The 19,329-nt window shown below is 52.5% G+C and carries 16 protein-coding genes; 4 read left to right on the top strand and 12 right to left on the bottom strand.

What is annotated here, in order from left to right:
- Positions 1-50 precede the first annotated feature (50 nt).
- Both QXT02_RS05255 and ileS read right to left on the bottom strand, forming a co-directional pair.
- The gene (locus QXT02_RS05255) at positions 51-1,319 is read right to left on the bottom strand and encodes a hydroxymethylglutaryl-CoA reductase, degradative (protein WP_342812361.1); all 1,269 of its coding nucleotides are present in this window, start codon (positions 1,317-1,319) and stop codon (positions 51-53) included.
- Between the two features lie 76 nt (positions 1,320-1,395).
- A complete protein-coding gene (gene ileS / locus QXT02_RS05250) occupies positions 1,396-4,584 on the bottom strand; it encodes an isoleucine--tRNA ligase (RefSeq protein ID WP_342812360.1) in 3,189 nt (1,062 codons plus the stop codon).
- A 149-nt stretch (positions 4,585-4,733) separates the two neighbouring features.
- Here ileS and QXT02_RS05245 point away from each other — a divergent pair, with 149 nt between their 5' ends.
- Complete coding sequence (locus QXT02_RS05245; protein ID WP_342812358.1) at positions 4,734-5,702, top strand: replication factor C small subunit; 969 nt, start codon at positions 4,734-4,736, stop codon at positions 5,700-5,702.
- Between the two features lie 17 nt (positions 5,703-5,719).
- On the opposite strand, the gene otsB is transcribed toward QXT02_RS05245, so the two are convergent.
- Positions 5,720-6,520 carry a trehalose-phosphatase gene (gene otsB / locus QXT02_RS05240; protein ID WP_342812357.1) on the bottom strand — a complete coding sequence of 267 codons (801 nt, stop codon included), beginning with the start codon at positions 6,518-6,520 and terminating at the stop codon, positions 5,720-5,722.
- A gap of 73 nt (positions 6,521-6,593) precedes the next feature.
- On the opposite strand from otsB, the gene QXT02_RS05235 reads away from it, so the two are divergent.
- A complete protein-coding gene (locus QXT02_RS05235; RefSeq protein WP_342812356.1) occupies positions 6,594-7,634 on the top strand; it encodes a mechanosensitive ion channel family protein in 1,041 nt (346 codons plus the stop codon).
- A gap of 45 nt (positions 7,635-7,679) precedes the next feature.
- On the opposite strand, the gene QXT02_RS05230 is transcribed toward QXT02_RS05235, so the two are convergent.
- The 7 genes from QXT02_RS05230 to QXT02_RS05200 form a co-directional block, all read right to left on the bottom strand.
- A complete protein-coding gene (locus QXT02_RS05230) occupies positions 7,680-8,423 on the bottom strand; it encodes a mechanosensitive ion channel family protein (protein ID WP_342812355.1) in 744 nt (247 codons plus the stop codon).
- Complete coding sequence (locus QXT02_RS05225; RefSeq protein ID WP_342812354.1) at positions 8,410-9,798, bottom strand: glycosyltransferase family 4 protein; 1,389 nt, start codon at positions 9,796-9,798, stop codon at positions 8,410-8,412. Before QXT02_RS05225 ends, QXT02_RS05230 begins: the two co-directional genes overlap by 14 nt.
- A 106-nt stretch (positions 9,799-9,904) precedes the next feature.
- Positions 9,905-11,962 carry a DNA topoisomerase I gene (gene topA, locus QXT02_RS05220; protein ID WP_342812353.1) on the bottom strand — a complete coding sequence of 686 codons (2,058 nt, stop codon included), beginning with the start codon at positions 11,960-11,962 and terminating at the stop codon, positions 9,905-9,907.
- 29 nt (positions 11,963-11,991) lie between these two features.
- Positions 11,992-12,489 carry a hypothetical protein gene (locus QXT02_RS05215; protein ID WP_342812351.1) on the bottom strand — a complete coding sequence of 166 codons (498 nt, stop codon included), beginning with the start codon at positions 12,487-12,489 and terminating at the stop codon, positions 11,992-11,994.
- Positions 12,486-14,000 carry a TrkH family potassium uptake protein gene (locus tag QXT02_RS05210; RefSeq protein ID WP_342812350.1) on the bottom strand — a complete coding sequence of 505 codons (1,515 nt, stop codon included), beginning with the start codon at positions 13,998-14,000 and terminating at the stop codon, positions 12,486-12,488. The genes QXT02_RS05215 and QXT02_RS05210 overlap by 4 nt, the downstream gene beginning before the upstream one ends.
- 10 nt (positions 14,001-14,010) lie before the next feature.
- Positions 14,011-14,163 (bottom strand): hypothetical protein, encoded by a 153-nt coding sequence (locus tag QXT02_RS05205; RefSeq protein ID WP_342812349.1) that lies wholly within the window; start codon positions 14,161-14,163, stop codon positions 14,011-14,013.
- Complete coding sequence (locus QXT02_RS05200) at positions 14,160-14,828, bottom strand: TrkA family potassium uptake protein (protein ID WP_342812348.1); 669 nt, start codon at positions 14,826-14,828, stop codon at positions 14,160-14,162. The genes QXT02_RS05205 and QXT02_RS05200 overlap by 4 nt, the downstream gene beginning before the upstream one ends.
- Before the next feature lie 488 nt (positions 14,829-15,316).
- Here QXT02_RS05200 and QXT02_RS05195 point away from each other — a divergent pair, with 488 nt between their 5' ends.
- Together QXT02_RS05195 and QXT02_RS05190 are read left to right on the top strand one after the other, a co-directional pair.
- Entirely contained in the window at positions 15,317-17,425 is a 2,109-nt protein-coding gene (locus tag QXT02_RS05195) for a vitamin B12-dependent ribonucleotide reductase (protein WP_342812347.1), read from the top strand.
- On the top strand, positions 17,406-17,948 hold the full coding sequence (locus QXT02_RS05190) for a cob(I)yrinic acid a,c-diamide adenosyltransferase (RefSeq protein ID WP_342812346.1): 543 nt from the start codon (positions 17,406-17,408) through the stop codon (positions 17,946-17,948). The genes QXT02_RS05195 and QXT02_RS05190 overlap by 20 nt, the downstream gene beginning before the upstream one ends.
- Here QXT02_RS05190 and rnhB read toward each other — a convergent pair.
- Complete coding sequence (gene rnhB / locus QXT02_RS05185; RefSeq protein WP_342812345.1) at positions 17,945-18,589, bottom strand: ribonuclease HII; 645 nt, start codon at positions 18,587-18,589, stop codon at positions 17,945-17,947. The two genes, QXT02_RS05190 and rnhB, sit on opposite strands and share 4 nt — an antisense overlap.
- Positions 18,570-19,283, bottom strand: coding sequence for a 5-formyltetrahydrofolate cyclo-ligase (locus QXT02_RS05180; RefSeq protein WP_342812344.1), 714 nt, complete (start codon positions 19,281-19,283; stop codon positions 18,570-18,572). Before QXT02_RS05180 ends, rnhB begins: the two co-directional genes overlap by 20 nt.
- Between the last annotated feature and the right edge of the window lie 46 nt (positions 19,284-19,329).

Genomic DNA, 19,329 nt, shown 5'->3' with positions numbered 1-19,329 from the left:
ACGTCACCGGAATTTAAACAACCACCCAAAGCGGGCTGGTGGGATGTGAACTATGGCTGTGACTTTAGTTCCCTGAGAATTGCCAGTGCCCGGTCATAACTAACCTTTTTCTCCTCAATCATCCGTCGGGCCACGATATCGATGAGCTCGCCCTCGGCCCCGGCCGTTACCGCGATGTTTTTGGCGTGCAGCTTAAGGTGGCCGGCCTGAATGCCCTCCGTCGCCAGCGCCCGCATCGCTGCTAGGTTATTGGCCAGACCGACCGCTGCCATGATCTCCCCCAGCTGCCTAGCTGAGGGCATGCCGAGTATCTTGCGACAGATCTTGGCGATGGGGTGAACCGCCGTGGCACCGCCGATAACGCCCACCGCAACCGGTAGCTCTATGCTGCCAGCAAGATCTCCTTCCGGAGTCCGGTACCAGTGGCTCAACGGCCGGTAACTGCCCCCCATCGCGGCGTAAGCGTGGGCTCCGGCCTCAAGCGCCCTAGTATCGTTCAGCGTGGCCAGTGCCACAGCGATAACACCGTTCATTATTCCCTTGTTGTGAGTAGCACACCGAAAGGGATCAGCGGCGGCAAACTCATATGCTTTCAGAATTCCATCCACTACCTCCTCGCCACCGAGCGCCTCCTTAGCGAAAACCGCCCGCGCCCGCGCCAGTCGATGAATCGCGAGGTTGGAAACTATCCTCAGGAAGACCCTGCCACCGGTGATCTGCTCGATCATCGGAGCGACCGCCTCACACATCGTGTTGATAACGTTGGCCCCCATGGCGTCCCTGACATCCACCAGCAGGTGAATTATTACCATCGGTCCGATCGAGGAGCTAAGAATCCGGACATCCAGTCCCACGGCCCCTCCGCCCAGCTTCACTAGGACCGGGTCCTGCTCGTTGGCCTTGGCCAAAATTCGGCTCGTCTCCTTAATGATCCTCTCCTTGGCAACCATCGGATCTTCGACATCGACGAGCTGTATCTGGCCGATCATCACCGGCAGGGTGCTCTCGGTTCGAAAGCCTCCCCTGACCCGAGCCATCTTGGCCGCGTTAGAAGCAGCCGCCACCACCGAAGGCTCCTCAATGACCATCGGGATGAGATAGTCCTTTCCGTTGATGAGAAAGTTGGTGGCTATTCCTACAGGGAATGAGGTGACCCCGATCACATTTTCGATCATGCGGTCGGCCTGCTGAAGACTTAGGGCCCCGGACCTTTGTAGGAGCTCAGCCTCGGCATCGTCAAGCCCGGCAAACTCCTTCACCAGCTTCAGCCTCTCCTCCGGGCTCAATCGGTAGAATCCGGAGATGTCTGATCTCGGCAAATCTGACCCCCATCACACTTGGCAGCTACTAACTTATATTGATAGACCACGGCGGCTTGGGCGCATTCCGGGAAAATTAAGTAACCCGCCTCACCAGCATCCTGAAGTTTTCCCCGTCAATGCTCCAGTCCTTCAGATAACCCTCGCCAGCCACATCATTCAAGAGACAAAGGCGTAGATTTCTCACGCGGACCTCCCTACAGATGTACTCCTGCTGCGTGCTCAACCTTTCCAGATCTTCTTGAGTAGACAGCCCGATAACGACGTCAACTCTTTCCTCCATCCCTAACTCCATCTCCTTGCGCATCATCTGCAGCCTTCTGACCAGCTCGCGCGCCATCGACTCCGCCTCCAGCTCGGGAGTCATCCTAGTATCCATGAGCAACTTTCCAAAATCCGTCTGAATGAAGGCGATTCCCTCCGCCGGCTTCTCCTCAAATCCTATCAGGTCCTTAGGAACGCTCAACTTGTACCCGTCGAACTGCAGGCCGACGAAGCCGTGAAGGTCCAATTCTTCAGACAACCTCCCAGCATCCATGCCTCTAATCTGGTCCATCGCCCTCTCAGCGAGCCCACCGAACCTCTGCCTGAACTGTTCCTCATCAACCTTGACGCCCAACTCCAGCTCGCTAGGTCTCTCATGTGGAGACAAGAGAAGCAGCTCCTTACAGTTCAACTGATTCTGCAGCAGCTCACGAAGATCCTTGATCTTGTCGAGAACTTCATCCGAAGCAACCTGAATTGAAACCTTTTTCACCGGCCACCTGAGCTTAAGTCGATGCTGTTGTCTGGCTGAGGCTCCAGCTTCCACAAAGGCCCGAACTATCCTCATACCCTCCTCGAGCCTTATATTTATCGCGCCCTCATCCACTGACGGCCAAGGTAACATGTGAACGCTTTCTGGGCTGTTAGGATCGGCGGACTTGACCAGATCGCGGTAAATCACCTCACTGATGTGTGGAGCAAAGGGGGCCAGCAGCCTCACCAGCACGTGCATAGCCTGATAGAGCACCACATAGGCCGCGAGCTTCTTGGGATCCTCCTTCTCAATCCAAACTCTTTCACGGACGGAGCGAACGTACCACCGGCTGAGGTCTTCAAGAACGAAGTTGGAAATGGACCTGACCGCAATGTGAAGGTTGAGGTCCTCCATTGCCTGGGTCACCTCCCGGGCGACGCTGTTGATTCTGGAGATCATCCAAAGGTCCTCCGGCATCAGACTGGCGCTCACCCTGTTTAGGTCAATTTTCCTGGGATCAAATTCATCGAGGGACATGTAAGTCGTGGCAAAGACATGGACGTTCCAGAGCACCCCCATCATCTTTTGGACCACCTCAAGGCTCTTCCAGCTGAACTTCAGGTCCTCCCAAGGCGGGTTGGCTCCGATGATATAGAGTCGGAGGACGTCGACTCCATTTTTCTTGATAACGTCATCAGGATTAACCACGTTTCCCAGAGACTTTGACATCTTTCGTCCCTTTTCATCGAGAGCAAAGCCGTGCATCAGCACTCTCTTATAGGGAACGTCTCCAAAGGCCGCAATGGAAACAACCTGCTGGCTGTAGAACCATTTAGTCACCTGATCCTCGCCTTCAGTAACAAAGTCGCTGGGCCAGATCTGTTCAAAAAGTTCCTTTCTCTTAGGATAGCCTAAGCTGGCCCACGAGGCTATGCCGGAGTCAAACCAGACATCAAGAACGTCCGGCACCCTTCTTGAAGTTCCACCACATTTGGGACACTTGAGTTCCACACGGTCAACGTGGGGGCGATGGAGATCGATATCACCGAGCGGGTGGAGCGAGAGGGTGGATAGCTCCTCCAGACTTCCCACCACAATCGTATCCTTGCATTGATCACAGACCCAAATGGGCAGTGGAATGCCCCAGTAGCGCTGGCGAGAGATGCACCAGTCACCGACCGACTCCACCCCATTCGCATAACGAATCGTCGCCCAGCTCGGGAACCATTTCACCTTTTCCGCGTTTTTCTGAATTATTGTCGACTTTATCTCACCCACCTTCAAGAACCATTGCTCGGTGGCCCGGAAGAGCAGCGGTGACTGGCACCTCCAGCAGTGAGGATACTGGTGCACCACAGTGCCGTATTTCACAAGTAAACCTTTTTTCTGGAGATCTTCCAAAATTAAGCGATCGGCTTCTTTCACAAAAACTCCAGCGTATTTTCCCGCCTCCTCAGTAAATCTGCCGTCCGGACCCACCGGGCTGAATACCGGCAACCCATATCTTAATCCCACCTCAAAGTCCTCCTCACCGTGCCCCGGGGCCGTGTGAACGCAGCCGGTTCCTTCATCCAGCGTAACATGGTTACCGAGAATGACGCGATGGTGCTCCGTGAACCCCTTCTGCTTGGGAACTTCCTCCAGCAACGGGTGCTCATACTGAATTCCCTCTAGAGTGACCCCTTTGACCGAGCCAATTTCCCGGTAGTTGCTAATTCCCAAATCCCTCATCACCTTTTCCACGAGCGCCGTGGCCAAGATGTAGATGTCACCGCCGACCTCCACCTCTGAGTAATCATAGTCGGGGTTAACGCAAACGGCGAGGTCGGCGGGGAGGGTCCATGGAGTTGTCGTCCAGACCAGCAGGTATTCATTGGGACGGTCACGAAGCCTGAACCTAACATAGAGAGAAGGGTCGCTAACGTTCTGGTACTCACCCCTGACCTCATGCTCGGCCAGCGCCGTCTCGCAGCGAGGACACCAGTGGATTACCCTCAAGTCCTTTCTAATCAAACCTTGCTCGTAGGTTTTCTTGAGCGTCCACCAAGCGGACTCAATGTAATCTCTATCGAAGGTTATGTAGGGAGCATCCCAATCCATCCAGACTCCAAGTTCCTTAAACTGCTCGGTCATGAGCCTGACGTGGTCGCTGGCCCACTTCTTGCACTGTTCTACGAAAGCCTCGACCCCAATCTTCTGCTCGATTTCCTTCTTGGATCTGATTCCTAACAGCTCCTCGACCTTGACCTCTATCGGCAGACCATGACAATCCCATCCTGGTTGACGGCGGACGTTCAGGCCGCACATGGTCTTGTACCTGATGACCGCGTCCTTGATTATCTTGTTCCAGGCTGTCCCTAAGTGGATGCTACCGCTGGCGTAGGGGGGACCATCCAAGAAGTACCAAAGGTTTGCCCCATCTCGCGACTTCTTCACCTTGTCATAGATCCCTGCAGAAAGCCACCACTCTCGCACCTCGCGCTCGGCCTTCTTGGCATCATAGACCTTTGCTGCCGGCTGAATCATGCCATCAACCTGAAAGTAATTATGATTGGGTCCTAAAAATCTCGCTGAAAGTTATGGTTTTGTTTAGCCATGGTAAAAATCTTTTTCTTTGTCCCTTCCCCAAAGTGATTTAACGAAAAAGGTGAAAAAATCAAACCGGGATGACTCTTATGGCTGAGGTGGACGAGATCTGGGTGGAAAAATATCGACCGAAAAAGCTTGATGAAATCGTGGGGCAGGAGGAAATAGTCACTAGGTTGAAGAGCTTTGTGGAAAAAAAGTCGCTGCCCAACTTGCTTTTTGCCGGTCCTGCTGGCACCGGAAAAACTACGGCTGCCCTCTGCATTGCCCGGGAACTTTTTGGTGATGGCTGGCGCCAGAACATGTTGGAGCTTAATGCTAGTGATGAACGCGGGATTGACACCATTCGAACCAAAGTAAAAGATTATGCCAGAACGAGGCCCATCGGCGACTTCCCCTACAAGATAATCCTGCTGGATGAAAGCGATGCCCTCACGGCCGATGCCCAGAATGCCCTGCGCCGAACGATGGAGATGTTCACCCAAACGACGCGCTTCATCCTAGACTGCAATTACTCCAGCCGTATCATCGAGCCCATACAATCCCGCTGCGCCGTCTTCAGGTTCAGGCGCCTCACAGAAAAGGATATCGAGCAGATGTTCAAGCGAATAGCCAAAGAGGAAAAGCTCACGATAGCACCGGAGGCCGTCCAAGCGATAGCTTACCTGAGCGAGGGTGATCTCAGGAAAGCCATAAACATCCTCCAGGCTGCCGCGGCATTGAGCAAGAAGGTAACTGAGAAGACCGTCTATGAGGTCAGCGCGGCAGCGAAGCCCGAGGAAGTCAGACAGATGCTGGAGCTGGCTCTCTCTGGAAAATTTGAAGAGGCTAGAACAAAGCTGCAGGAGCTGCTCATCGACAGGGGGCTGGCCGGCGAGGATGTCATTGAACAGGTTCATCGGGAGGTCTTCAATCTAAAGCTGCCAGAGAACATCAAGGTGGAAATTCTGGACAAGATCGGGGAGTTCTCCTTCAGACTGGTGCAAGGGGCCAACGAGAGGATTCAGCTTGAGGCGATGCTGGCGCACTTCGGTCTCATCGGTGAAAAAATGAAATAAACTCTACTGCTGGAAGGCTACAAACGCGTGAAAACCGACGCAAATTTCGAGTTGCCGCGGGCGAAATTTCTCAAAAGAATTTTAACCTCTTGGACTCCCCGCAAATAAAATTCAGCATTTGACCTCTGACAACATTTCCCCACCATAACGGTTATTCCCCTTCCCCTGAGCGTCCGGAATGCATCCTCATCGGTCTTATCATCACCGAGATAGATGGGTAAAAGTTTCCCTTCTGGATCAAAATTTTTAATTATCCAATCAACCGCCATCCCCTTATTCCAATCGAGATTAGGCCTTATTTCCCAGACCTTTTTACCCTTGGTTATCCTGAACGAACCGGATTTAACATAGGAATGGACGACGCTTTCAAAAATTTTCTTAACCTTGGCAAACTCCTTTGGTGCCACATTACGGTAATGGAGGCTAGCCGTTAATCCCTTGTTTTCGACGATCACGCCGGCTGTGCCTTGCAGCCTTTTCTGAAGTTCCCGACACATTTTTAAAACTACGGGGCGAACACGTTTGGCCCTGGGCAAAACTAAACTTACCCCCAGCCCGCTTATCTCAAGGCCATGATTGCCTGCGTAACATATCTTTCCAACCGAGACCAGTTTCTTTAACTCCTGAAGCCTTCTGCCGCTTATAACCACGACTTTGAATTTCTCAGCCAAGGCTTCCAAAAACTTTCTCATCTCCAGATCTAGGATCGCCTTTTCCGGCTCCGAAACAATCGGAGTTAAGACACCATCGTAGTCCAGAAACCAAAACAAGTCAGAATTTTTCTTCAAAGAGTCCAAAATATTCCATAGATGTCTCATATCGAACAGCACGCCATTAAGATTATATCTTGCAAACTATAATTTATTTTGCATCGGTGAAAAAGGTGCCTCGATGGCCTTGGAAGAAATCTGGCAGATTCTGGAACCCCTCCTGATTTTAGTGGGCGTGTTCGCCTGCGGATATGTCTTGAGAATCATTCTCAGCTTCTATATTGCTAGGTTGGCGCGGAGAACAAAGACTGAGTTGGATGATATTATCCTCGGCGCCATCAAAACGCCCATCGTCCTGATATTTCTGATTGTCGGGATAAGGTTCGCCTCAACTCGGGTTCCATTTTATCGAGAAACGATCGAGCAGTATCTTCCGATCATCAGCTACGTGCTCATAGTACTAATCGCGACAATTGCGGCTGTTAGAGTAATAACCGGGATAATGAAGCATTATGGGGTAACCCGACCCAACTTGAAAAGCTTGGTTCCAATTCTGTCAAAAACAGCGGCCGCCGTGGTATACTTTATCGCCTTCATCCTCATCCTTAACGGGCTGGGCATAGACGTTACCGCCCTTGTTGCTGGCTTGGGCATTGGCGGCATAGCAATCGCCTTTGCTCTCCAAGAAACCCTGTCACAATTTTTCTCCGGGATGTACCTGATGACGGATAAACCCTTCAGGGCCGGAGATTACGTCAAGCTTGAAACCGGTCAAGAGGGCTACGTGGTCGACATCGGCTGGAGAAGCACCAAGATCAGGGAACTCTCGAACAACATTATCACCGTGCCCAACTCTAAAATGGCAGGATCCATTGTCGTCGATTATTATCAACCAACACCGGAAATGTCGGTCCTAGTTCAGGTGGGGGTGAGCTATAACAGCGATCTAGAAAAAGTGGAAAGGGTAACTATCGAGGTAGCCAGGGAAATCATGAAAAACGTAAAGGGAGGAGTGCCTGAATTCGAACCTTTTATTCGATACCACACCTTCAGCGACTTCAGCATAAACTTCACGGTGATACTTCGGGCCAAGGAATACACGGATAGACACTTGATAACACACGAGTTCATCAAGGCCCTTCACAAAAGATATCGAGAAGAGGGCATCGTGATACCTTTCCCAATAAGGACAGTATACTTGAAGGATAAAACACAGGGCTGAGCCCAACTCGGCCAGCTATATTAATCGATGTTTTTTGGACAAAGGTTATGTTTTTCGTGCCATTTTCTGTTCTATCTCGGAAATTTTCCTGTTGATCTCATCGATGATCTCGTTCTTCTTATCTGGTTCCTTCACCATCAAGGCCAAAACTAAGCTCACCGATCTTTGGTTCCTGCTCTTAACCGTTAAAACCGGTGGAAAGCGTTCATCAAGATATTTTCTGATTTTATTACATGCCTTCAGCACCTCGCTTTCGAACTGGGGCAAATCGATGCCGCTGCCGATAGTTATCGGAACCAATATCTCCTTCCAGACGTGGGGTGTGATGTTCCTCATTTTTTCCTTGAGAAAAAGTGAATTAGGGATGGACACCAGCTCTTCATTTTTTGTCAACAGAACTGTCGTTATTGGATTTATTTCAATGACCTTTCCGGTGCTACCAGCAACTTTGATGATGTCCCCAACCTTAAACGGCACATAGACGTCAGAAAAATATTTAGCACCGATATTCATAAGAGTGTCCTTAACCGCTATCAGCACGCCAATTCCGATCAATCCTAGGATTAAAAGCAGAAAATCCAGCCGAAGACCCAGCTGCTGGAAGGCGAAGATCAGGCCGATGACCCAGATGGTGATGGAGACCAACCTTTGAAAATGGGACCTCACTGCTGGCACCCAATTTCTAAACACGCCACGGACCACTAGGCTGAAAATTTTAGCGGCCAAAAAGGTACCCAGCAAGATGGCAACAAAAATAGCTAACTCCAATATCAGGTCATTTAGGTTCATTTCCAAGCACCATATTTTCCTCAAATCCAACCAATTTTCGCATCAACTCAAACTCTGCTTTTACCCCTTCCTCAAGAGAACATTTTCTTGAAGAATTATAACCATTTTCGCCGAGAATTCGCGAAAGGTTCTGGTCTGATAGCAAGTAAAAAAGCTTATCTGCGAGATCTGCTGGATCATTTGGATTAAAGAGCAAACCATTTTCTCCGTGTTTTATCAGCTCGGAAATTCCTGCATTAGCGCTGACGATCGGTGGTTTCTTGTAGAGCCAGCTCTCGATGACCACTAAACCAAATCCCTCTAGAACTGATGGCAAAATAGTCAGCTCACATCTCTCATAAGCTGCCTGAAGCTCAGCATGGGTCAAATGGCCGGTGAAGATAACTCTATTCTCCAGACCCAAGCTCTTGGCCAATTCCCTCAGCTCAGCCAGCCACTTCTCCGCCTTGGAAAGCCCGAGTCCCTGCTTGGAACTGGAGAAACTTCCATCGCCAACTAAAACCAGCTTCAAGTTAGGATAACATCTTGCCACCTCAGCAAATCCTGATATCGCACGGTCCTGACCTTTCATGGGGTCCATCCTAGCTACCACCAGTAAGACCCTGTCCTCCCGATTTATCCCATACTTTTTATCAAAGTTCTCAACCTCCTCAGGGCTTGGCTTCCTGTAGGCGCTGAGGTCAAGATAGGGATAGATATAATGTGCCTCTCCACCGTATCCAAACTTTCTCAGCGACTCCAGATATCTTTTGCAGCTAACAACCACCACATCGTACTCGTTAAACCATGATGCCAGCGACTGCCTCCAAGCTTCAGGGATCAAAGACTCATCAAAGGGCACATGCCATCTAAAAATCTTCGGCTTCAGTGTGTGAAGCATTTGGGCCAAGGGGAGTTGTTGAAAATCATGAATGTAAAACAGGTCAAAATCATTTTTTTCATCCAGCTTGTTGATGAGTTCACTGCAGACCCTGTTGTAGTAGTTGTAATCAACAAATTCCTCCTGCCAGAAGAGCGAATTTACCGGTTCCCTCTGGATACCGTGCAGAGCCTTCCAGATAATTTCTTTCGCTTGACTATAACCGCTCATTCTTTCCCTTTCAATTCGCACGTGTTTCAGCGTTATCTTGCCCACGGTGAGCGTTTCTGGAGCTATTGGATTGAGAGAAATCCAATGTGGGTCCCTTAGAAGACCCTGACCAACCATCTGTCTGAGCAGCGGGAAGACCATTCTAGTCACTCCACCGGCTGTGAAGGTGTAATCCTCGCCTTCGGTAAAGTTGGAAATATCTAACGGTCCACCTTTAAGGCCGCGCTTTCTCAGAATTTCCTCGTAATCGGTGCTGAACCTCACCAAGGGGGTCTGAGAGCTCACGCACAATGAAATTTCATTCATTGTTTAGTATTTTGTTCTCTTTCAACAAAAACTTTCCGCAACTCGGGCTCGCGAGAAACGGGAAAACCAGGAGTAATAATCCAAATTACTTGACTACCTTTGATGGACACTTTGGATTCAAGCATATCCGGTAAGACTTGGATCCGGTACGATCGACCTGAGCCATAGGAGCCCCGCAGATTTTACAGGTTTCTCCCAGCGGGAGGATCGTCCCGACCTGCGGTAGTGGAAACGAATTGAGACACTTGGGGTAATTGGAGCAACCGACAAATCGCTTATGAGTGGCACGCGAAACCACCACCATCAGATCACCGCCGCAGCTGGGGCACCTGCCCAGCTTTCGCTGCTTTAGGCGGGCAGCATGATAAGCCTCAGCCAGCTTCTTTCCTATCTCCAACTGATGCTGCTTGAATTTGGAAAGGATCCGATCGAGTTCAGCGCGCGCCCTTTTAGCGACCTCCTCTTTAGTTCTCTTTCCTTCCAGAATGGCATCCATCTCTCGTTCGAATTCTGCGGTGAGTTCCTCGCTGGTAATCTCAGGACAATACTCGGTGAGAGAATCTATCACCTGCATCCCAAGATCAGTGACGGTAATCTGTCTGCCGGTAATGTATCCACGCTCGTAGAGGCTTTGAACTATCTGCGCACGGGTGCCTTTGGTTCCAATTCCGATTTCCTCCATCTTCTTCACTATTGATGCCGGGTTGTACCTGGGAGGGGGTTGGGTCTGTCCTTCCTCCAATCTCACCTCCTTGACCTCCAAGAGCTGGCCCTCCCGCAATTCAGGAAGCATGATTTCCTCAGCGGGACTGTAACCACCGTAAAATTTCAGCCACCCCTCCTCCAGAACTCTGCGCCCGCGCAGGATAAACTTCTCCCCACCGACTTCAACCTCAACCCTCAGGCTCTCCACCAGCGATGGCATTCCAAACACGGAGAAGAATCTCCGCACAATCAGATCGTAGAGCTTTCGCTGCGGTGCCGTGAGGTTCTCCGGCCTCTGCCCGGTGGGATAAATAGCCGGATGGGCTGGATCGGTTTTTTTGCCCTCGTTTGGCTTCAGCTCAGGCAGGGAAAATATTTCCTCGGCCATCTTTTTGTAATCTTCAGAGATTGAACCGAGCTGCTCCATTATCCGCCGGTAATCTATCGAAGGAGGCAGCTTCTGACTGTCCGTCCTCGGGTAGCTTATCAAGGCGGCCAGATAAAGCTCCTGGGCAATCTGCTGGGTGCGCAGCGGGGAAAAACCAAAACAGCGGTGGGCCTCTAACTGCAGGTCACCCAAGCTGAAGGGAACGGGAGGTGAACGCCGGTGACGGTGCACTTGGACGGAAGAAACCCTCGCTGGTTTGCCGCGGCTTACCGACAGCACCCGCTCGGCATCTAACCTGTCGAAGAAGCGCCCACTGGCATGTTCAGCGACCGCTTCAGCTCCGTCTAACTTGATGACGAGATCGACTACCCAGAAGGTTTCAGGTCTGAAGGCCTTAATCTCTCGTTCGCGATCTACCAGAATCCTTAAAGTTGGCGTCTGCACGCGCCCGGCTGACAGCTTGACATAGCCCTGCCCGGCAAGCTTAACCGCCATGCTCATCGCCAGCGAGAGATTCATCCCCCAGAACCAATCAAGAATATGTCTGGTTTCTCCTGCCTCAATCTGCTCATAATCCAGCCGCGGCATCAGCTGCTCGTAGGCCCGGCGCAGATCCTCTGCCGTGAGCGTTGAGAACTTCATCCGTCTCGCTCTTTTCAGCGCCTCCTCCCCGCAGATGTATCTCAAAACGTTGGCCCCGATGACGCTGCCCTCGACATCATAGTCGCAGGCACTGATGAACTCAGTGGCTCCCTTAGCCAGCTCGCAGATGGCCTCGATGAAAGCCTTGGTTCTCTTGGCCCTGCGGTCGGCGAGATAGGCAGGCACCCAGCCAACTTCATAAAAGGGATACTCACGCAGCGGTCTCAGGTTCTTGAGAACGAAGAGGTGGCCCAGCGCCGGGACCACGGTCACGGGTCTGCCATCAACCTCAAAATCATAATAAGGAACTCCGTTGAGCTGACCTGACCTAGCTTTACCTTTCGCCAGCGCCTCAGCTATCTTGGCCGCTGCGGCAGGCTTTTCACAGACTATCAGCGTCTTGACCAACCCAGCTCACCAAACCAAGATTTTGAAATTTAATAAAAGGGCCAAGGCGTCCTTTTCCCCAATTCTTTCCGGATGTGCCAAAGATAATAAGACAATATCACGGCCGCCAAGGTGATTACGACGCTGAGGAAAACCAGCAACATGTTCAACGGTCTTTCTATCGTGTAACCTTTTTCTACTATCTGAAAAGAAATGGCGTGAATATCCATGTCACCTCCATGTTCTGGGCATGCCATATGATAAATCCCAACCCCCTCGACTGTGTCTCCTCGGTGTGTGTAATCGCCAACGAAGAAAATGTTCCTTGCCTCATCCGCTTTACACCAGACTCCGATGGCGAAACCGTTGTCGTACACATTCACCCAAGCTTGTTCTCCCTTGATCAACACACCGATGACCTCACCCCTGAACGAGACCTGTCTACCATCAAATTTAACCGGTTCATTGGTGAGCTCCATCAGCGTCTCCGCTCTGGCTGTTGGCGCCAGCAGAAACAGCAGGAGGATGAGAAGAACAATCCTTTTCATTTAATGCCTCTCCTGAGCCCCAACAGGATAAAACCAATGAGGACGAACACCGCGATCACCTCGAGCTTACCCGCCCACATCAGGAACATGTAGGTCACCTTGAGCAGCGCGGGCATGGATGGTGAGGTTATTCCAGAACTCAGCCCAACATTCCCCAGCGCCGAGGCGGTTTCAAACATTGAGTCCTCTAGGCTATACCCATGAAGGACCGTGATCATCGTGCCGAAAGAGAAGAGGATTAGGTAGCCCATTGAGATAACCGCTGCACCACGGATGATCTTGTCTGTGAGCGGCGTTTCCTCCACATGGTGAAATGAACCACCCACAACCGCGGTGCGCGGGAGCAGCGAGCGCTTGATCTCATTTACTAACGATTTCAACAGCACGCCCAGCCGGAGCATCTTAATGCCCCCTGAGGTGGAGTTGGCTGAACCTCCAAGCAACATCGCCATCGACAGAACCACTATTGAAAAAACGGGCCAAACCAACATCAGGTGCACGGGAGAAACCGTCTGAAAACCAGTGGTGGTCTGAGCGGAGATTACCTGAAAGAATCCCTTCCTAAACAGAGCCTCAACTGTGGGGTACAATTTAACTGTCATCAGATTCGCCGAAACAAGGAAACCAAAGGTTAGCATCACAAACATGAGGATGCGAACCTCCATATTCCTCAGAATCTCGCTTCTCTTACCACCCAAAACGGCATAGTGCAGGTTGAAGTTGAGCGCCCCGATAATCATGATCACAATGGCGGCCACCTCGATCCAAAGGCTGTGATAAAAAAGCAGGCTCTGGGAATGAACGGTAAAGCCGCCGGTGGCATAACCTGTCATGGCATGGTTGAGGCCGTCGAAGAAGGCTTGGCCGGGATCCAGACCCTCTTGAATGCCGGCGATGGTGAACAAAGCCGTGCCAAACGCCAGAAACATCACACCGATACCGATGATTATTCTTGAGGTGCGAACGATGCTGGGCCTAATCCCGACCTCCTTGGCCTCTCCCCTGAAGGCGAGTACCGAACTCATCTCCGTTCGACCCAAGATCGAAAGCGAAATGACGATGATTCCGATGCCATCACCCATGAACTGAAGGAAATGCCTAAGGAAGTTGATGCTGCGGGACATGTGATCGACGTCCGGCACCAAGGTGAGGCCAGTTCCGGTGAAGCCGCTGATGCCCTCAAAGCAGGCGTCCAGTATTGAAATCATGCTGCCGGAAAGCCAGATGGAAATGCTGGCCAGAAGTGGTGCAAAAAGCCAAGCGAGGGCGGCCATGACCAAGGCGTGCTTAAGCTCCATTTCCTCCCGGGTATAGAGAAAATGATACAAAACGCTGCCTAAGATGAAGGAGACCGCGGAGCCGATGAGGAAGTAAGGAATAGTATCGAACTCATTGTAAGAAACCGCCACGATTATGGGTAAGAAGAGGACAAAGCCGGTGACATAACTTATCTTACTCAAGTTGAAGCCGATTATCCTCAGGTCCTGCTTCGTCAGCGGGGTTAGCACCATCACACACCCCTCAAGGCCAAAGGGTGAAGGCGAGCAGGCACAAGGCGAAGGACAGCAGCAGAACCAGAACGATTAAACCGATTTCACTGAGCAGACCTGTGATAAAATCAAAGTTCTTCTTCAAGAATTCTCGAAGGCTAACTTCCCTCAGCCCCACGATCATCCCTTCAAAATCTCTACTGTCTTCCTGATGGCGTCCTCCTTACCTATTAGCGCGACGATGTCACCGGGTTTCATCACCGTGTCCCCATGTGGCAGTATCAGCTTGCCCGCCCGGTAGATGACAGCAATGACACATTCCAGCGGCAGATTGAGGTCCCTGATCCTCTTACCCAGAATTTTTGAGTCGCCGGGAATGGTGACCTCAACCGCTCTGGTGATGGTCTCCGAGACCAGTATCGAAGTTGTGTTGGGCAGAGCTATCGCGTTTTCAAAGACAAGTGAAGCAACGTGGGAGGGGCTCACGATAAGATCTATCCCCATGCCACGCAACATCTTCGCCCGATCCATGTCCTCCACGCGTGCCATGACCAGAGGGACCTTGTAGGTGTACTTGGCGAGCTGGCTGGCGACTATGTTCTCGTTATCGCTTCCCGTGGTGGCAACGAAGACGTCTGCCATCTGGATCTTGGCGTCCTCCAGAGTCTTCTTGTCGGTGGCGTCACCGCAAATGACTAGGGCGTTGAGCTCGGAGGACAGCTTCTCGCAGATCTCAGGGTTCTTTTCAATGATCACGATGTCCCTGCCGCTGGGCTCGAGTATTTTGGCTAGATGTGAACCCACCCTGCCTCCACCGGCGATGATCACATACTGAGCCTTCTTCGCCATATTTTATCATCCCTTAACTCTACTTCAGCCCGAATAAAAACCCATCTTTTTAAACTCCCGTCGAAAAAAATGGGCTTTTCTGCGCCACGTAAATTTTTAACCTCGAGAGACGATATTTAACTGCAATGAAGGGATAGACCGCGGGAATCGAGAGCTGGCGTGAGACCGTGATCGCCGGTGCATCATCGCGGCAACACTCGAGCGGGTCCACCGACAGACGCGCCAAATTGGGTCCTTAAGAGAGCTATTGGCGGGATCGTCTAACGCGATGATCTTGAAGCCAACCCTGGTGCGGAACAGGTGGACACGGCCCCCGAGAAAAACCTGCCATCGAGGGTTGGCGAGCGAAGCGCGTCGGGACGACAGTTGATGAAGCTCGCTGGTTAGTTGTGCCAGGGACATCGGGGGCCAACTTCTCGGGCCAATCGGTGTTGGATTTAATAGCTAAGTAATGATAAATCTGGTGTGGGGCTTCCGAGGCTGTTTTGATGGCGGGAATTGAGAAAATCAGGAAGAGGGACGGTCGGGTGGTTCCCTTTGAGGGTGAGAAGATTGCCAACGCCATATTCAAGGCTTTCAACGCTACCGGCACCGGAGATGGAGAAATCGCCAAACAGCTTACTGGGCAGGTAACGCAGATCCTGGAGAGAAAGTTCGCCGGCAGGATACCGGGTGTTGAGGATATACAAGACATCGTTGAGGAGGTCCTGATCAAGAACGGTTACGCTGAGGTCGCCAGGGCCTACATCCTCTACCGGCAGCAGAGGGCGGAGCTGAGGGCCGCCAAGGCGCTGCTGGGCGTGAGTGACGACCTGAAGCTGAACCTCAACGCCATCCGGGTCCTTCAGCGCCGCTATCTGTTGCGCGACGAGCAGGGCAACATCACCGAAACTCCTTCGCAGCTCTTCCGCAGGGTGGCGAAGGCAGTGGCCTCGGCCGATGGACTCTATGGTTCAACCACTCTGGCTGAAACCGAGGAGAAGTTTTACCGTATGATGGTCAACTTGGAGTTTCTCCCCAACAGCCCAACCCTAATGAACGCTGGAACGCCACTGGGGCAACTGGCTGCCTGCTTTGTCATCCCGGTTGAGGATTCTATGGCTGGAATTTTTGATTCCCTGAAAACAATGGCGCTCATCCATCAATCGGGCGGCGGCACCGGCTTCTCCTTCTCTAGGCTGAGGCCCGCTGGCGACATCGTCAGGTCGACCAAGGGGGTAGCCAGCGGTCCGGTTTCCTTCATGAGGGTCTTCGACGTGGCCACCGATGTGATCAAGCAGGGTGGAAAACGCCGGGGTGCCAACATGGGAATACTGCGGGTCGACCATCCGGACATCCTCGAGTTCATCACGGCGAAGGTCAAGGAGAATGCCTTGGTCAACTTCAACATCTCAGTCGGGGTAACAGATGCCTTTATGGATGCTGTCAAGAAAGACGAGGAATACGATCTGATCAATCCAAGAACGGGAATTGCGGAGAGGCGGCTGAGGGCAAGAGAAGTCTTTGACCTGATCGTCAACATGGCTTGGAAAACTGGAGACCCGGGGCTGATCTTTCTGGATGAAATTAACCGGCACAACCCGACGCCGCACTTAGGGCAGATCGAAGCCACCAATCCTTGCGGGGAGCAGCCCCTCTTGCCCTACGAGTCTTGCGTCCTAGGGTCAATCAACCTCTCCAAGATGATAAAGGATGGGAAAATAGACTGGGAAAAGCTGAGAAGCACTGTTCGAAACGCCGTGCATTTTCTGGACAATGTCATTGACGTCAACAGGTATCCCATCCTGGAGATTGAAAGGGCGACCAAGCTGACCAGAAAGATCGGCCTAGGGGTGATGGGCTTTGCCGAGATGTTACTCGAGCTGGGCATCCCCTACAATTCTGAGGAGGCGCTGCAGAAGGCCGACGAGGTGATGAAGTTCATCTCTGAGGAGGGGCGCCGGATGTCCGTCGAGCTGGCTGAACAGAGGGGCTCATTCCCTGCCTTCCCCGGCAGCATCTGGGAGAAGCGCGGCTACAAATGCCTGAGAAACGCCACCGTGACGACGATCGCTCCCACAGGAACCATCAGCATCATCGCCGGCACCACCAGCGGCATCGAGCCCCTCTTCGCCGTCGCCTACATCAGGAACGTCATGAGTGGCATTCAGCTGATCGAAGTCAACCAGACCTTCCAGAGGATTGCCACGAGGAGGGGATTCTACAGCCGAGAGCTCATGGTGAAGCTGTCCCGGGTGGCCTCGATAAAGGGAGTTGAGGAGATCCCGGAAGATGTCAGAAAGGTCTTCGTCACCGCCTTCGATGTTTCACCCGAGTGGCACGTGAGGATGCAGGCGGTGTTTCAAAAGTACACGGACAACGCAGTCTCAAAGACGATAAACCTGCCCCCTGAGGCCACGCCTGAGGAGGTGAGGCGGGCCTTCCTCCTAGCCCACGAGTTGAGGTGCAAGGGAATTACCGTCTACAGGTACGGGAGCAAGGCGAGGCAGGTGCTCTCGATCTCTCCACAATCGGCGCTGATTCCACCTGAGGAGAAGTTCGTTAAAGCTGAGCTGAATTATTCAGGGGGACATCCCGGTGGCGAGGAAAGCTACTAAAAAGAAGCGGGGTTTGATCTACCTCTACACGGGTGAAGGCGGTGGCAAGACCACCAACGCCTTCGGGTTTGCCCTCAGGGCCATCGGGCATGGCTACAAGGTCATCATCATTCAGTTCATGAAGGGCTGGGATGATATCGGGGAGGTGAAGGCCTGCCGGAGACTGGCTCCAGAATGTGAGATCTACCAGTTCGGGCGCAAGGAATTTGTTGACCCAAAGAACCCATCCCCTGAGGATTACCGGCTGGCGGAAAAGGGGCTGGCATTTGCGAGAAAGGCCCTGAAGAAAAAGCCAAGGCTGCTGGTGCTGGATGAGATAAACCTAGCCGCCGCCTTCGGGCTGATCAAGGTCAAGGATGTGCTCAAGCTGCTGGATAAAGTGCCGCCGTCCACCGTCGTCATGTTGACCGGGAGGAGGGCACCAAGAGCGCTGATCGACCGGGCCGACTTTGTCTCGGTGATTGAGGACGTCAAACATCCGGCCAGAGAGGGAATACCCGCCAGAAAGGGCATTGAATATTAGCTCTTTCCCCGCTTTACCTCTTCCTCGATTCTCCTCGCGGTTTCCCAAGATCTTCGGGCAAAATCAGGAAGGCTACCGTGCTCTTGGACCCACCTCTTCAGGAAGGAGATGGTGACAGGGTCGGCGGGGTATCCTGAACCTAGATCCCCGTAGCGCTGGCGCAGCTCGGCGAGGCGCTGGTCCCGTCTCACCTTGGCGACGATCGAGGCGGCGGCCACGGCGGTGTACTTGCGGTCGGCGAAGTTCTCGGCCACTATCCTCGGAGTATAATTGAGGTATTTTCTGACCCTTCGCTCGAACAGCTTTGGGTTGGGGTCGGGTGAGTCTAAGTAAACGAGCTCTGGCTTGAGGCGGTTGATCATCCCGGCAAATGTCCTCGCCTCAAGTTCATTAAGGTTGACCTTTTTCACCAGGCGATAATCATCTATCTCGCCAGGTGTAAATTCGACTACTTCCAGCCCTCCAGCTTTCTCAACGATGACCTTGGCGAGAATTTCCCGTCTGCCGGGGCTGAGCTGCTTTGAATCCCTGACCCCGATGGCCTTGAGCTCCTCCAAAGTCCTCTGGTCAAAGAGTGCCCCGCAGAGCACCATGTTGCCGAGCACCGGACCTCGGCCCGACTCATCGGCACCCATGATCATGTTCTTTCCTCAATTCAGCAAGGAGCGGTATCTGCTTAAGGGCATCGGCGGGGAGGAGATCCCAATCGATTCCAGAAGGCCTGGGATAATGGCGCGATGTTTTGATGATCTGATCTGGGGTCACGATGTAGTCGACGGGGACATCATGCTCCTCCATCGGCACCCGAGCAACTATCTGCAGCGGGTGGACCGTGGTCACCACCGGTGTTTCCTCAGTGACTGTGCCCAGCTCACACAGAATGGCGAACTCCAAATCACCATAACCTCCTCCCTTTCCCACCCTGCCACCCATCCTGTCCACCGCCACCGAGCCTTCCACGACCAAATCCACCTTAAGACCGCGGGGGCTCACCTTTCTGCCGTGTCTGAAGGCGCCGCCGATGCTGGCTGCCTGCCTGAAATCGACGACCTTGGCCGGGTCGATCAGGACGAAACCATGTCTCAACCTCGGTGTTGCCATCAGCAGCTGTTTTCCCCCGCGCAGTGCCATCTCCCTGACGGCCAGCTGCGCGGCGTCGGGGTTCACAAAAATGGACTTGGCTGAGAGATAGGCCGGCAACGAGCCCAGCCTGCGGGCTGCCTCCGAACTGCCCACGAAGTTGGGAATTCGGCCCCTGATTGGCTTGGGAAAAGCCGCTGCCCCGCTGGCCTCCAGCTCCCGCCAGATCTTTTCGCGCAGGAATTGTTTGTCCATCTGAAACTCAGATTTTAAATAACCCTCTCTCTTCAACTACCTTTGG

Source organism: Hadarchaeum sp. (SeqCode) (genome assembly GCF_038871235.1).
Taxonomy (GTDB): Archaea; Hadarchaeota; Hadarchaeia; order Hadarchaeales; family Hadarchaeaceae; genus Hadarchaeum.
The sequence above is the reverse complement of the archived record's forward strand: the minus strand, read 5'-3'. Positions and strand labels throughout refer to the sequence as shown.